Origin of the sequence: Paenibacillus sp. FSL R7-0048, from assembly GCF_038004505.1 — a bacterium.
In the GTDB taxonomy this organism is placed as follows: Bacteria; Bacillota; Bacilli; order Paenibacillales; family Paenibacillaceae; genus Paenibacillus_AQ; species Paenibacillus_AQ odorifer.
Genome location: NZ_JBBORF010000001.1, coordinates 5,824,159 through 5,837,531, shown reverse-complemented (window position 1 = coordinate 5,837,531; position 13,373 = coordinate 5,824,159). Strand labels below are relative to the sequence as shown.

Annotated in this window: 11 protein-coding genes and 1 pseudogene; 6 read left to right on the top strand and 6 right to left on the bottom strand. The window is 45.4% G+C overall.

Going from position 1 to position 13,373, the window contains the following annotated elements; genetic code table 11:
- Positions 1 to 366 precede the first annotated feature (366 nt).
- Positions 367 to 1,966: pseudogene (locus NSQ91_RS32115) on the top strand (exosporium glycoprotein BclB-related protein).
- Between the two features lie 73 nt (positions 1,967 to 2,039).
- Here NSQ91_RS32115 and NSQ91_RS25915 read toward each other — a convergent pair.
- The 4 genes from NSQ91_RS25915 to NSQ91_RS25900 all read right to left on the bottom strand — a co-directional run bounded on the left by NSQ91_RS25915 (position 2,040) and on the right by NSQ91_RS25900 (position 7,990).
- Positions 2,040 to 5,384 (bottom strand): DEAD/DEAH box helicase, encoded by a 3,345-nt coding sequence (locus NSQ91_RS25915; RefSeq protein ID WP_076305692.1) that lies wholly within the window; start codon positions 5,382 to 5,384, stop codon positions 2,040 to 2,042.
- Positions 5,385 to 5,465: 81 nt separating this feature from the next.
- Entirely contained in the window at positions 5,466 to 6,155 is a 690-nt protein-coding gene (locus tag NSQ91_RS25910; protein ID WP_076279985.1) for a TetR/AcrR family transcriptional regulator, read from the bottom strand.
- Positions 6,156 to 6,212: 57 nt separating this feature from the next.
- Positions 6,213 to 7,262, bottom strand: coding sequence for an ABC transporter permease (locus NSQ91_RS25905; RefSeq protein WP_076305693.1), 1,050 nt, complete (start codon positions 7,260 to 7,262; stop codon positions 6,213 to 6,215).
- Entirely contained in the window at positions 7,259 to 7,990 is a 732-nt protein-coding gene (locus NSQ91_RS25900; protein WP_076279987.1) for an ABC transporter ATP-binding protein, read from the bottom strand. Before NSQ91_RS25900 ends, NSQ91_RS25905 begins: the two co-directional genes overlap by 4 nt.
- A gap of 431 nt (positions 7,991 to 8,421) precedes the next feature.
- On the opposite strand from NSQ91_RS25900, the gene NSQ91_RS25895 reads away from it, so the two are divergent.
- From NSQ91_RS25895 to NSQ91_RS25885, 3 genes are read left to right on the top strand one after another with little or no spacing between them, the layout of a single operon-like run.
- Positions 8,422 to 8,739, top strand: a complete 318-nt coding sequence (locus NSQ91_RS25895; RefSeq protein WP_076305695.1) for a transposase — start codon at positions 8,422 to 8,424, stop codon at positions 8,737 to 8,739.
- Positions 8,740 to 8,792: 53 nt separating this feature from the next.
- Positions 8,793 to 9,248 (top strand): IS3 family transposase, encoded by a 456-nt coding sequence (locus NSQ91_RS25890; RefSeq protein ID WP_340920462.1) that lies wholly within the window; start codon positions 8,793 to 8,795, stop codon positions 9,246 to 9,248.
- On the top strand, positions 9,233 to 9,613 hold the full coding sequence (locus NSQ91_RS25885) for an IS3 family transposase (protein WP_340920459.1): 381 nt from the start codon (positions 9,233 to 9,235) through the stop codon (positions 9,611 to 9,613). The genes NSQ91_RS25890 and NSQ91_RS25885 overlap by 16 nt, the downstream gene beginning before the upstream one ends.
- A gap of 316 nt (positions 9,614 to 9,929) precedes the next feature.
- Here NSQ91_RS25885 and NSQ91_RS25880 read toward each other — a convergent pair whose 3' ends face one another.
- Both NSQ91_RS25880 and NSQ91_RS25875 read right to left on the bottom strand, forming a co-directional pair.
- A complete protein-coding gene (locus tag NSQ91_RS25880; protein ID WP_340920456.1) occupies positions 9,930 to 10,316 on the bottom strand; it encodes a hypothetical protein in 387 nt (128 codons plus the stop codon).
- A 78-nt stretch (positions 10,317 to 10,394) separates the two neighbouring features.
- A complete protein-coding gene (locus NSQ91_RS25875; RefSeq protein ID WP_076305562.1) occupies positions 10,395 to 10,619 on the bottom strand; it encodes a hypothetical protein in 225 nt (74 codons plus the stop codon).
- A 341-nt stretch (positions 10,620 to 10,960) separates the two neighbouring features.
- On the opposite strand from NSQ91_RS25875, the gene NSQ91_RS25870 reads away from it, so the two are divergent.
- Positions 10,961 to 12,397: a stalk domain-containing protein gene (locus NSQ91_RS25870; RefSeq protein WP_076129434.1), complete on the top strand. Its 1,437-nt coding sequence runs from the start codon at positions 10,961 to 10,963 to the stop codon at positions 12,395 to 12,397.
- Between the two features lie 54 nt (positions 12,398 to 12,451).
- On the top strand, positions 12,452 to 13,312 hold the full coding sequence (locus NSQ91_RS25865; protein ID WP_038573065.1) for a phosphate ABC transporter substrate-binding protein: 861 nt from the start codon (positions 12,452 to 12,454) through the stop codon (positions 13,310 to 13,312).
- Positions 13,313 to 13,373 lie beyond the last annotated feature (61 nt).

The following is a 13,373-nucleotide window of genomic DNA, read 5'->3' as shown; positions in this document are numbered from 1 at the left end:
AAATGGATGTCCACACCTTAATTCAAAATAAGAATAATACTATAAAGAGCCAAAAAATAGGAACTAATTTTCTAGGCTCATAGATTATCAACTTAGAGTAGGTAGGAGGAATGATTATAGATAAAACCACGTTTTTTACAAAGCTATTGAGGAGAATCTTGTTCGGTTGATTTGATTTTCGCAATTCAAATAATAAGCGTATTTTAAAATTCATAAAAAATGAGGTGTTGAAAATTGAGTCAACTATCTACTGGTCCTATAGAAAATAATCTGGTAGGCGGTGTAAGACCTACTCAGCTTGTTACTCTTAAAATTGTCAATCAGAGTGATGATACTCCGTCAACGGTTCAAGTCGAAGGCTATTATATGAATGGGACAAGAACTTTATATGTAAGTGAACAGGTTAATTTAGCTCCTAATCAAGTGGTTAATAGGGATTATTATGCAAACTTTGATTCATTTGAATTTCTATTCACAACACCTATTACGATTGATGATCCCATTCAAATTTCAGTTTGGGGGAAGAGTAGCACAGGTCAATTAGTGACTGCTCATCGCCTTGTCTACTCTGAATTATATGGAGAAAATATAGGAATTACAGGTGCTACTGGAGCTACAGGAAGCGTTGGTGCAACGGGAGCGACAGGTGCTGGCGTAACCGGAGCCACAGGTGCTGGAGCCACGGGAGCGACAGGAAGTGCAGGGGCAACGGGGGCGACAGGAAGTACTGGCGAAACCGGAGCCACAGGTGCTGGAGCTACTGGAGCGACAGGAAGCGTCGGAGCAACGGGAGCGACAGGAAGTACTGGAGCAACGGGAGCCACAGGTGCTGGAGCCACGGGAGCGACAGGAAGTGCAGGGGCAACGGGAGCAACAGGAAGCACTGGAGCAACGGGAGCGACAGGTGCTGGCGTAACCGGAGCAACAGGAAGTGCTGGAGCAACGGGAGCGACAGGAACTGCTGGCGTAACGGGAGCGACAGGAAGTGCTGGAGCAACGGGAGCGACAGGTAGTGCTGGTGTAACTGGAGCGACAGGAACTGCTGGAGCAACGGGAGCGACAGGAACTGCTGGAGCAACGGGAGCGACAGGAACTGCTGGAGCAACGGGAGCGACAGGAAGTGCTGGAGCAACGGGAGCAACAAGGTGCTGGCGTAACCGGAGCAACAGGAACTGCTGGAGCAACGGGAGCAACAGGTGCTGGCGTAACGGGAGCGACAGGAAGTGCTGGAGCAACTGGAGCAACAGGAACTGCTGGAGCAACGGGAGCAACAGGAACTGCTGGAGTAACTGGAGCGACAGGAAGTGCTGGAGCAACGGGAGCGACGGGTAGCGCTGGTGTAACTGGAGCGACAGGAACTGCTGGTGTAACTGGAGCGACAGGAAGTACTGGAGCAACGGGAGCAACAGGTGCTGGTGTAACTGGAGCAACAGGTGCTACTGGTTCAGGTGCAATTATTCCATATTCTTCTGGTCTTCCAGTAGCAATGACCACTGTATTAGGGGGGCTTTTGAATACTTCAAGTGCAGTTGGTTTTGGTAGCAGTGCAACCAATATCAGTATTACAGGCGGTACTATAGATCTCACCGGAGCGGCTGGAACCTTGCTGAACTTTGCGTTCTCGGTTCCTAGAACTGGAACGATTACGTCTATGGCAGCCTATTTCAGTGCGACAGCTTCCGTTAGTTTAGTGGGGACTACGGTAACAATCACGGCTCAATTATACAGATCTACTACACCTAACAATACCTTCACAGCAGTACCTGGGGCTTTAGTTACGTTAAGTCCTCCGCTTACAGGATTAGTTGCTCTTGGAACTATTAGCAGTGGTAATACCACAGGTTTGAGCATCCCTGTAACTGTGGGAGAACGCTTGTTGTTGGTCTTCACTTCGACGGTCACGGCTGGCATTGACGTTGCAACAACTGTTGCTGGCTATGCTAGTGCAGGAGTTACAATCGCATAATCTGAAGAAAAAGGGATATCCCGATAGCCCTATGGGCTGCAGGATATCCTGATTTTTTCTCCAACGTTGTTATTTAGATCATTAGAATCTCCCGGATGTCTTGCTCTGTGAGGGTAGACAAGCTTTCTTGACCTGGCTGGATGACCTCATCGATCAAGTTCTTTTTCTTCTGCTGCAGCTCATACATCTTGTCCTCTACGGTGCCTTGGGTGACGAGACGAATTACTTGCACTACATTTTTCTGCCCGATACGGTGAGCCCGATCCGCAGCTTGCTGCTCGACGGCAGGGTTCCACCAAAGATCGTAAAGGATTACAGTGTCTGCCCCAGTTAAGTTGAGCCCGGTCCCGCCGGCCTTTAAGGAGATTAAGAAAATATCACGCTCTCCTTCATTAAATTTATTACATAAATCTACTCGTTGAGAAACAGGCGTTTGACCATCTAAATAAAAGTATGGAATGCCCTGATATCCAAGTTCACGCCCAATCAGGCCGAGCATCTCTGTGAATTGTGAGAATACTAACATACGTTTACCCGAACTACGACATTCTTCTATAATTTCGAGCAGCTGCTCGAATTTAGCAGAGCTTCCTTCATATCCATCGACAAAAAGAGCAGGGTGGCAACACAACTGGCGCAGACGAGTTAGTCCCGCCAGAACTTTGATCCGATTATTATTGCCGAAGCTATCTTGGGTCAAATGCTTAAGCGCCTCTTTTTTCAAACGGGCGAGATAAGCTACATATAACTTTTTTTGCTCCGGCAGCAGTTCACATGCTTGTACGGATTCGATTTTGTCCGGAAGTTCCTTTAACACATCACTCTTTAAGCGCCGCAGCAAAAAGGGACGCGCCCGCTTCGCAACCGTTTCTCTTGGTAAATCATGAAAAGCTTTTTTGCCTGGAAACAACCCAGGGAACACGGTGCCGAAAATGGACCATAAATCTTCCAACGCATTCTCCACGGGAGTACCCGTAAGTGCAAAACGGTGCCGGGCTTGAAGCGCCATTACAGCTTGGGCTGTCTGTGTAGTATGGTTTTTTATAGTTTGTGCTTCATCGAGAATCAGGGTATGAAAAGACTTTTTAGCATACAGCTGAACATCTCTGCGAAGCAACGGATAAGAAGTGATGATTACATCAGCTTTTGCTGTATTTTTTAAAATCCGCCCGCGCTCAATTAGACTACCGTCTGCAATGACAGCTTTGATCTCTGGTGTGAATTTTTTAAGCTCATTAAGCCAGTTATAAGTGAGAGACGCAGGAGCGACAATTAGGGCAGGCAGTCCATTCTGACGGATCTCTGGAAGTTCTGACAGGAGAAAAGCGATACTTTGCAGCGTTTTGCCTAACCCCATATCATCCGCCAAAATACCACCAAAACGGTAATGGGCCAACGTCTTCAGCCACTGAAACCCATATTGTTGATAATCCCTTAGCACAGGAACCAGACTGTCAGGTATAGGAAAATCAAGATTCTCAGGATTCCGCATGTTCGCAAGTAACCTTTTAAAGGATCTGCCCAGCTTAATGGAGTCACTCTTAGCATCCGTGGAGGTCAAATGTAACCCGCGAACAACGGGCAGAGAAAATTCCACCCCTTTGATCTCACCTTCCCGGATGCCTATATCATTCATAAAGGTAATGATTTCTTGAAGCTCCTCGCTCTCCAGTGGTAGCAGGGCCCCATCAGGCAAGCGGTAGTATCTGCGTTTTTCCTGCAGGGATTTCAGAACCATAACAATCTCAGCTTCTGGAATCCCGCCCATATCGAATTTAAAATCAAGCCAGTCCGTCTTTTCATTCCAACTAATGCTCACCTTTGGGGGTGTAGTGCTCGTGAACAGTCTTGCTTTGACTGCGGAGGTCGCATAGACCGAAAGCAGCGGTTCCAGCAGCGGAATGGTATGGTACAAAAAATCATATTCGCCCTCTTCGTCTGTCATAATATATCCGCCTTCAGTTTTAGCGAAGGATTCGTGCTCCATCAGCTCCAGAATGCGGGCTTCTCCCTCCCCGTCTCGCAAAAGAATCAAATTCGTCCCGCGAACATGGGCTTTTTCATCTAAGGGATTGATCACAATGTCACCATATTGGAACTCTAGTCCGGCGAGCAGCCGATCTCTCACACGATCCAGATAAAGTCTCGCGATAAGCCTATGCTGAACAATCCGATCCGCAATGGAGTCGGCGATATGGACGTTGCCCAGCTTTTTCAGACCAGGAATAACCTTATCCATAAAAGACTCCATTTGCTCGGGGGCAATATCGATACCATTTCGGCGGGAGGAATCCAGCATTTTTTTCATTTCAGCAAGGCGTATGCATTCTTGAGGGGATAGCTTCAGCAACTTACCTTCCGACAGTACTATCCCGTAATCTTCTAAGACCGAAATCTGCTCAAGTCCTTGAATATCCAGATGATATCCATCCTCTTCTGCCTGTTCAAATTCAAAGCTGAGTGGAGGCGCCTCATTAGACACAAGGATGCCTTCGTACAGCACCTCTTCTTGTTGCAAAAATACCGACGAGACCTCTGAAAGCGCAGGTTGAAGCGACTCCCATAAAAAAGGAGGGACGGCCAGCAAACGATCTCCCCCAATACTTCCCCCATAAGGTGAGTAAGGAGTTACGTTATCGCGGTACATTTTTTCATTTAATACAATATCAATCAGCTTCTGTAGAACAACATTGTCTTCCTTCCGAAAGCTGTAAATGGCAGGATCATAGATAAAATGTTTCGAGAACTCAAAGGAGTCTCCGTGGTGTACGCTTTCTAGAAATCCCCTTATTTTCTGAACAATATATAGACGTTTTGGACCGACTTTCATTTCTATACCCAGCATGGTGTGGCTGTAACTATAAGTGAACGGCTTGCATGTAAACTCTATATTTAGAGGAAGTCTGTTATCTACAAAAGCCCCCGTACCGCTAGGACGCGGTATATGGTTGCCGAACATCCCCAGTAGGCTGCTCACGAGCTGTTGATCTCTGGACTTTCCCCCGTTGTCTTGCGCAGTATCTGTAAAAATACGTGGGGTTAGAATCTCAGTATCTTCTATAGAAGACAGGTGCGAAGTATCGGTAAGCTCTGAACGATCTCGGCCAGTTTTAAGGGCGTCAACGTTGATCATTACAGCCGCGATATGTTTACAGAATGGCCCCCCATTGGAGTAGGCTGGACAATTACACTCTGCCTGGACATCCCCATCAATATCAATGACCACCATAACTTCATAGTCGATCGCCCCCTGAACAATGGCTTCATATCGAGAGCGGGGCAAATCTGGAATGGAGTCATTGTATTCTTCAACTTCAATTATATCGACACTTTCAGTTTGGTAATAAGCTAATCCTTTTTCAAAAATAGACTTGCCGCACAGCAGTTTGATTACCCGTTCTGATACACTAAAGCCCATAACATAATTCCTTCCTCATAACTTGATCTTGAAAAGTCCGAATTTAATATAGTACTTATGATAACAGAACGGGCGTGCGCATCAAATAGGGGGTGTTGCTTTACTTATTCCATGCATGATAAAAGCGATCGTCAGGTTGATTTCTTCCTCGTCGTTCCAGTCCTTATCTGGCTGCAGCAGCAAGCGATTCATCAAATAACCTACGACAGACGAGAGTGTGAAGCGTATAAGTGTGGGTGTAGGCACCTCGATGATTTCACCCTTTTCCTTAAAATGTTCAACAATATCAATCACGCGCTCCAGTATTTTGCTAAGAATATTCTCTACAAACTGCGCTCTAACTGTTGGCTGAAAAGGAATCTCCTGAATAAGAATCTTAAGAATTTTAAAATTCTTGCGGGCGAAATCCAGCCGATTGATCATAAATGCCCGCAGGAACTCCTCGAAGCTGTCGTAGGGCATATCAAGCACGCCGTTGAAATTCCGCAGCACAAAAGGCGCAAGCATGCGACTCATGGTAGGACCTACTATGGCAAGCAGCAGATCATTTTTAGTCTTGTAATAGCGAAAAATCGTTCCCTCAGCCACGCCCGCCTTCTGAGAAATTTCACTCGTGGATGTCGCAGAGTATCCTTTTTCGGAAAACACCTCAATCGCCGCTTGTAGAATAGAAATCTGCTTCGGTGTCAGTTTCTCGTCTTTGCCAAGGGTCAGCAGCTCTTCTATCCACTGCTCTTCTATATTTTGTTCCGTAGAAACTTCCTCTTTCATTACAATAACCCTCCATGCTTGATTCATTTTGTTTCAATGATAATAGCTTTTGTGAAGTTACATTTTGCGATGCTTGCGCAGTGCCAATACATTCAGCAGCATAAATAGCAGCGAAAATCCTATAAGTACATAGACATCCATTGCAATTGCGCTCCATCCTTTGCCACGGACCATAATGTTCATCAGAGCTTCTGATCCGTAATAGATCGGTGTAGCGAGGCCAACGCGCTGGAGCCACAGTGGGAGGGTATCGAGCGGGAAGAATCCACTGAGGAAGATTTGTGGCACTATAATGAGTGGAATGAACTGAATCATCTGCAACTCATTGGCTGCAAAAGCCGACAGCAGTGTGCCCAACGTCAGCGCTGTCATCGATAGGAGTAATGTGATCAGCAATACGTAACCAAAGCTGCCTGTCATCATAATGCCAAGAATCTGTATGGAATACCATGAGATCAATAGCGCCTGAAAAACGGTAAATATGCCGAAACCACATACATACCCGAGCACAATCTCCCATCTTTTTAATGGAGTCGAAAGTAGGCGTTCAAGCGTGCCTGTGGTTCGTTCCCTTAAGAAGGATACACCTGCAATCAAGAATACGAAAAAGAAAACAAATACGCCAATCATAATGGGACCGAAACGGTCGATCGTCTTCATATTCTCAGAACCGTAAAGATAGCTGATCTGCGGCTGTAATTGTTCCTTTGTACTTGGAAGAAGTTTTTGGGAGATTTGTTGCAGCGTCATGATTACTGCCTTATTGGCTGTAGGGTTGCTACCTTCTAACAGCACTTGAGGCGTTACTTGCGAATCTCCGGCGGTTCCGTTCAAAGTGATCAAAGCGTCAATTTTTCCTTCTACTAAAGCGCCTTTTCCCAGCTCTGCGCTGGCATATTCTTTGATGATGGCATTTTGTTCTTTTAACGCAGCTGACATATTTAGAGGTACACCGGACACACCGATTTTGGGTTCATAGGCGTCACCGTTGAAGACCAAGCTCATTAAGCTTAGAACGAGGAGTGGTGCAATGAACATTAATGCCATTGTTCTTTTATCATGAATGAATTGTCGCAAAATCCTTAAGGTGATCGCTCGGATTCTCATGAACGCACACCTCCATAATATAAAAAGGCTTCTTCAATAGAAGCTGAACCGGTGGCTTGCAGCAGTCCGGCAGGCGTGTCGGCAGCAAGCAGCTTGCCATCACGGATCATTCCGAGCCGGTCACATTTTTCAGCTTCATCCATGACATGCGTGGTCAGCACAATGGTGGTGCCTTTCTGGTTCAGCGCTTTTAGTTCCTTCCAGATGGATAGCCGCAGCACCGGGTCTATGCCAACTGTAGGTTCATCAAGAATAAGCAACGGCGGTTCATGCAGCAGCGCGATCGCCAATGATAAGCGGCGTTTCATCCCGCCGGAGTATTGGTCTACTCTTTTTCGCAAATGATCTTGTAAATTAACGATCTCCATTACGGCTGTGATACGTTTGGAGCGTTGCTCCCCCTTTAGTCCATATAGCGCTGCAAAAAACTCCAGATTCTCCTTCGCGCTAAGCTCCGTGTACAAGGCATCAGACTGGGCCATATACCCAATCTGTTGCAGCATAGTCAGCTTCGGCATCGTCACGCCAAGTATTTTCACCTCGCCGGAGGTTACCTCATCGATACCTGTAAGCAGCTTCACTAATGTTGTTTTTCCTGAGCCCGATGGTCCTAGTATGCCAAAGGTTTCCGCACGTTCCACTTGAAGCGAAATATCCTCGAGCACCTGTTTCTCTCCAAACGCTTTCCCGACATGGCTCACTGAAATAACTGGAATCTCTGAACCCATGTTTATCTCCTCGATTCTGAATGTTCTGGGATACTTACTTAAGTTGAAGATGTTGCTGGTGTAGAAGGTGTAGAAGGTGTAGATGGTGTAGAAGGTGATGGTGATGGTGATGGTGATGGTGATGGTGATGGTGATGGTGATGGTGATGGTGATGGTGATGGTGATGAACTGCATTGCGTTAAACACTCTAATTATATAATGAGTGAGTACTCACTCATTACTGTGCATCAAAAGTTAGGAATTGTAAACCATATATTTTATACAAAGGTATCCCACAGTATTAGCTTAATCCCGATTGACGTTTGTTAATTCAACATGTCCTTTTACTATGTATATAGAGATGATCTGAATAAAAGGCAAAATGAAGCTAGAATAAAAAGTGGACAGTAGTTAACAGACTGGCGATAATGAGTCCACGGAGGTGTGTTCACATGGGAGAACATCGACAACGGTATAACGAAGAATTTAAAAAACAGACAGTGCAGTTCATTCAAGAGCAAACAAAGACAGTGGGCGACTTGGCGGAAGAGCTCAACATCCCAAAAAGTACCCTGCATCAATGGATGAGCCAGTATCGAGAACTAAAGAATGAACCGGCAGCTAGCGTGGATCGAGTACGGGAACTCGAGGCACAGTTGAAGGAGATGCGTCGGCAACTTCAAGAAAAAGATAACAAGATTGCCGATGTGGAAGAGGAATTAGCGATCGTAAAAAAAGCAGTGCACATCTTCAGCAAACCAAGGAACTGAGATTCCAGTTTATTGAAAAACATCGCTCCGAGTTTCTCTTGGAGAAGATGTGCATGACCCTACATGTGTCACGGAGCGGGTACTACAAGTGGCGGACAGAAAAAACCAGTACGCATATGCTTCGTAAGGCTGCGATAATGAAGCGAATTCAGTATCATTTTGCAGACCATCAAAAGCGGTATGGGAGTCCGAAGATCACCCGCCTGTTACATCAAGAAGGTTATACCGTTACCGAACGCACGGTGAGTGTGTACATGCGACATATGAAGCTTCGCTCCATTGTCTCCAAAACGTATCGCGTACAGACCACCGACTCCAATCATGACCATCCGATTGCCCCGAATACGCTGAACCAGCAATTTAAAATACTCAAACCCAATTCAGTATGGGTTACCGACATTACGTACATTCCTTGCCGGGGAGGGCGCTTGTACCTGGCAAGTGTGTGGACCTTTGCACGCGCGAAATCGTGGGGTGGCGCTTGGAGAACCATATGGAAACTAGCTTGATTTCGGGCGCTTTACAAGATGCTTACGAAGCTAAACAACCGGAAAAGGGTCTATTACATCACTCCGATAGAGGTTCTCAATATACTTCTCATGAATACACGAAGCAGTTGAAAGCGTATGGCATGGAGTCCAGCATGAGCCGCAGAGGTAACTGTTATGATAACGCCTGTATCGAGTCGTGGCACAGCATTTTGAAAAAGGAGCTCATTTATTGTAATCCGCGATTCAAAACTAAGGAGCAAGCCTACCAGACACTTTTTCAATATATTGAGTTTTACTATAACCGCAAGCGAATGCATGGCGCGCTGGGGTATCTTTCTCCAGTTCGTTTTGCTGAGCAATTGACTAGAATGTCTGTTGCGTGACTGTCCACTTTCTTGACAGAGGTCCAAAAGTGCCACTAAATAGCGCCAGTCCGCCTAAACTAGGTAATAGAAAGGCATAAATGCCCTTAAATGGCGTCGATCCACTTAAATCAGCTAAAAGAGAGGTCCAAAAGTGCCACTAAATAGCGCCAGTCCGCCTAAACTAGGTAATAGAAAGGCATAAATGCCCTTAAATGGCGTCGATCCACTTAAATCAGCTAAAAGAGAGGCATAAATGCCTCAAAATAGCACGGACTTACCTAAACCAGACAAAAGAAGGGCATAAATGCCACTAAATAGGCATGATTTAGATAAATCAAGCAAAAGAACGGTATAAATCCCGTACAGTGAGCTCATTCTTGCTGAAGTCAGTAAAAGAACGGTATAAATCCCGCACAATGAGCTCATTCTTGCTGAAGTCAGCTAAAGAACGGTATAAATCCCGTACAGTGAGCTCATTCTTGCTGAAGTCAGCTAAAGAACGGTAAAAATCCCGTACAATGTACCCAATCCCGCTAAAGTTAGCAAAAGAACGGTATAAATCCCGCACAATGAGCTCATTCTTGCTGAAGTCAGCTAAAGAACGGTATAAATCCCGCACAATGAGCCCAATCCCGCTAAAGTTAGCAAAAGAACGGTATAAATCCCTCACAAAGAGCTCAATCCGACTGAAGTCAGTAAAAGAACGGTATAAATCCCGCACAATGAGCCCAATCCTACTAAAGTCAGTAAAAGAACGGTATAAATCCCGTACAATCAGCCGAATCTCCTACGATGACCCTTACGCAGAACGCACCTCAACAGACCAGTTAGTTTTTAAATCGTAAGCAGCAGCCACATAATTGATAGCAGACTCTCGCCAGTAAGAAGCTTCCCCCACCCGCCAAGCGATCTCCGTAATACGCTCCCCACCCGCCCAAGCGACCTCCGCAATATACTCCAAGTGCCCAGCGGCCTCCGTAATATACTCCAAGTGCCCAGCGACCTTAGCGACATGCTTCCCCACACACCCAAGCGGCCTCTGCAATATACTCCACCCGCCCACCTCGGCAACAAGCTTCCTCCACCCGCCTGCAATCTCAAATTAGTCCCTCGTCACACCAAATTCCAAACAATTCTCCAACTAAATAAGGTAGCCACACCAAGCACCTTTTTACGAAAAGAGGCTGTTTTTGCTGTTTAGTTCATTTGGTTTAGATCAAGAAAATTGTTAAATGATCTAATATACCTGATTTTTTTAAAAAAAGAATACTAGTTAATATTTCCATTACATTCCTCTGCAACAGAATTGACAATTGTAGACGAAAATGACATTAGCAGTTACCTATACGAAAAGGGTGAATCTAATTGAAAAACAGTAAATGGATTAGCGCAACGTTGGCTTCAGCACTTCTTGCAACAGTAGGCGTTGGAAGTGTATCTGCAGCTAGCACCGGCAGTAATGTAAAATCTGTAGCTACCAATCAAGTCGCTGCTGTTACAGCAGTTAAAGAAGGTACAACTACTTGGAATGTAAACGGAACGCCGATTGTGTTTAACACCATTAACAGCAGTGGTTACAAGCTTTACTCGCTGACTCAGGTAGCTGGTGAAATTGGGGCTAAGGTAGTACTGGGAACAAGCGGGTTTGAACTTAACGACAGCAAAGGACTACATAATGTGCAACTCAAAACAGGCTCAAAGAGCTATCAAGTAGATGGTAATTCCGAATCGTTCACAGTGGCTCCAGTGTTTTATAACGGTAAAACCTATGTAGAGCTGACTAAGTTAGTTATTGCATTAGGTGGAGAGCTGGACGCTGATGCTAGCACGATTTTGAGCTTTGCACGTCCGGAAGGATTGTTTGATACTTTGCACTGGACGGCAGCTGGTAACCTGATTGCGAACAAAAGTGATGCAGAAACTACTCAGCTTATCAAATTCAGTACAGAACCAGGTAACTATGAAGTGTTTTCGTCAAATGACAGTGCGGTGGACTTTGCAGTATCGCCGGATCAACAGTGGGGAGCTTTTAATGATGAGAAAGGTTTGCTGAATCTGATTAACTTGTCTAGCGGAGCTGTTAAAACACTAGGCACCGACAATAGCGTGAAGACAGATCTGGTTTGGTCCAAAGATGGGAAAAGCATTTATTTCATCCAAGGAGACAAGCAAGAAAAAATCGCTAAAATCTCAGTAGAGACTGGTGATGTTAAATCCGTTTTGGCTGACAAGGTTGAGAATAAATCTGAACTGCGCATTTCTGCTGACGAAAAAAGCGCCGTTTATATCGTTAATTTGACGGGTGTTGCTAAAAATGATGCAGACAGCACAGAAGATTCTCTTACGGTAGACTTTAGCTCGGCAGGAGAGCAGCTTTACAAGCTTGATCTGGCTACAAAAGATGCTAAACCAGCTGCATTAACAACCACAGCGGATAACAAGCTTTACCCAGAGATTTTGGCTGATGGAAATGTGGCATACCTGAGCGCAGATGCAGACGGCAATGCGAAGAATACCCTGAAGCTTGTAAAAGCGGACGCAACCAGCACTAATATTGCACTTGATATCGAAGTGAATTGGTCCACTGGCGTTAGCAATGGTTTGGTAGTGGCAGGTACTACGGCAGACGGAAGCACAGTGATCTATTCTATCGATGGTAGTGGTGCAAAGACCGAACTGTTCCGTACGACTGAAGATGTATCTGAAGTATCTGTATCTAAAGATGGAAGCAAGCTTGCGATTGTGAGCGGCGACAGCGTATGGGTTATCCAAGGCGGTAAAGGGCTGCAACTGACTAAATAATGATTATCCCAAACATATTTTAACGGCCTAGAGCCGAGAGGAGAAAATAGTACAATGAAAATCTTCAAGAAATTAACAGTAACGGCTTTAACAGCCGTAATCGCGGTAACCGCATCTTTTGCAGGGATTGCAGCAGCAGCAGATTCACTTAGTGGCAAAATCACCGTTAACGGTTCAACCGCACTTCTTCCATTGACCTTGCAAGCGGCAAAAGAATTCCAAAAGCTGCACCCTAAAGTAAAAATCGCAGCATCTGGTAAAGGTTCTGTAACTGGACCACAAGCTGTGAAAAAAGGCATCGCTGATATCGGCGCTTGCGACTGGGATGCTAGCATCGACGTACCAGGCTTCAAAGCTTTTGACGGACAGGTAGCGAACAAAGTAGCTGTTATTCCTTTTGCAACGATTGTAAACAAAAATGTGGGTGTAGATAACCTCACAACAGAACAACTTAAAGGCATTTTCGCTGGCAAAATCACCAACTGGAAAGAAGTAGGCGGCGCAGATGCAGATATCGTTGTCATCACTCGCTCTTTCGGTTCTGGTACCCGCGTTAACTATCAAGCTAAAGCCTTGGATGGCGGAGATATCGTTAAAAAAGCTAAGAACTACAAAGAAACAGGTTCATCCGGCGACATGAAAACAGCAGTAGGAACTACTCCTAACTCCATCGGTTATATCGACCTTGTTTATGTAAGTGGCGACGTAAAAGCAGTGAAACACAACGGTATCGCAGCTACTACAGACAACGTAATTAACGGTTCTTATAAGATTTGGGCTTATGGTTACTACATGACTAAAGGTCAACCTACTGGCGCAACTAAAGAATTTATCGAATACGTACAAAGCAAAAAGTTCCAACAAGGTTCTCTGAAAAAGCTAAAATTCATTCCGATCGCAGCAATGAAGGGTTAATAACATCTGAAGATCATATTGAACGGTAACAGCGGCCAGCCCCGATTTTGATACGGGGTTG

Bases quoted from the DNA above. Each gene is read 5' to 3' on its own strand.
- NSQ91_RS25915 (WP_076305692.1), bottom strand. From the start codon at position 5,384: ATGGGCTTTAGTGTATCAGAACGGGTAATCAAACTGCTGTGCGGCAAG.
- NSQ91_RS25910 (WP_076279985.1), bottom strand. From the start codon at position 6,155: ATGAAAGAGGAAGTTTCTACGGAACAAAATATAGAAGAGCAGTGGATA.
- NSQ91_RS25905 (WP_076305693.1), bottom strand. From the start codon at position 7,262: ATGAGAATCCGAGCGATCACCTTAAGGATTTTGCGACAATTCATTCAT.
- NSQ91_RS25900 (WP_076279987.1), bottom strand. From the start codon at position 7,990: ATGGGTTCAGAGATTCCAGTTATTTCAGTGAGCCATGTCGGGAAAGCG.
- NSQ91_RS25895 (WP_076305695.1), top strand. From the start codon at position 8,422: ATGGGAGAACATCGACAACGGTATAACGAAGAATTTAAAAAACAGACA.
- NSQ91_RS25890 (WP_340920462.1), top strand. From the start codon at position 8,793: ATGACCCTACATGTGTCACGGAGCGGGTACTACAAGTGGCGGACAGAA.
- NSQ91_RS25885 (WP_340920459.1), top strand. From the start codon at position 9,233: ATGGAAACTAGCTTGATTTCGGGCGCTTTACAAGATGCTTACGAAGCT.
- NSQ91_RS25865 (WP_038573065.1), top strand. From the start codon at position 12,452: ATGAAAATCTTCAAGAAATTAACAGTAACGGCTTTAACAGCCGTAATC.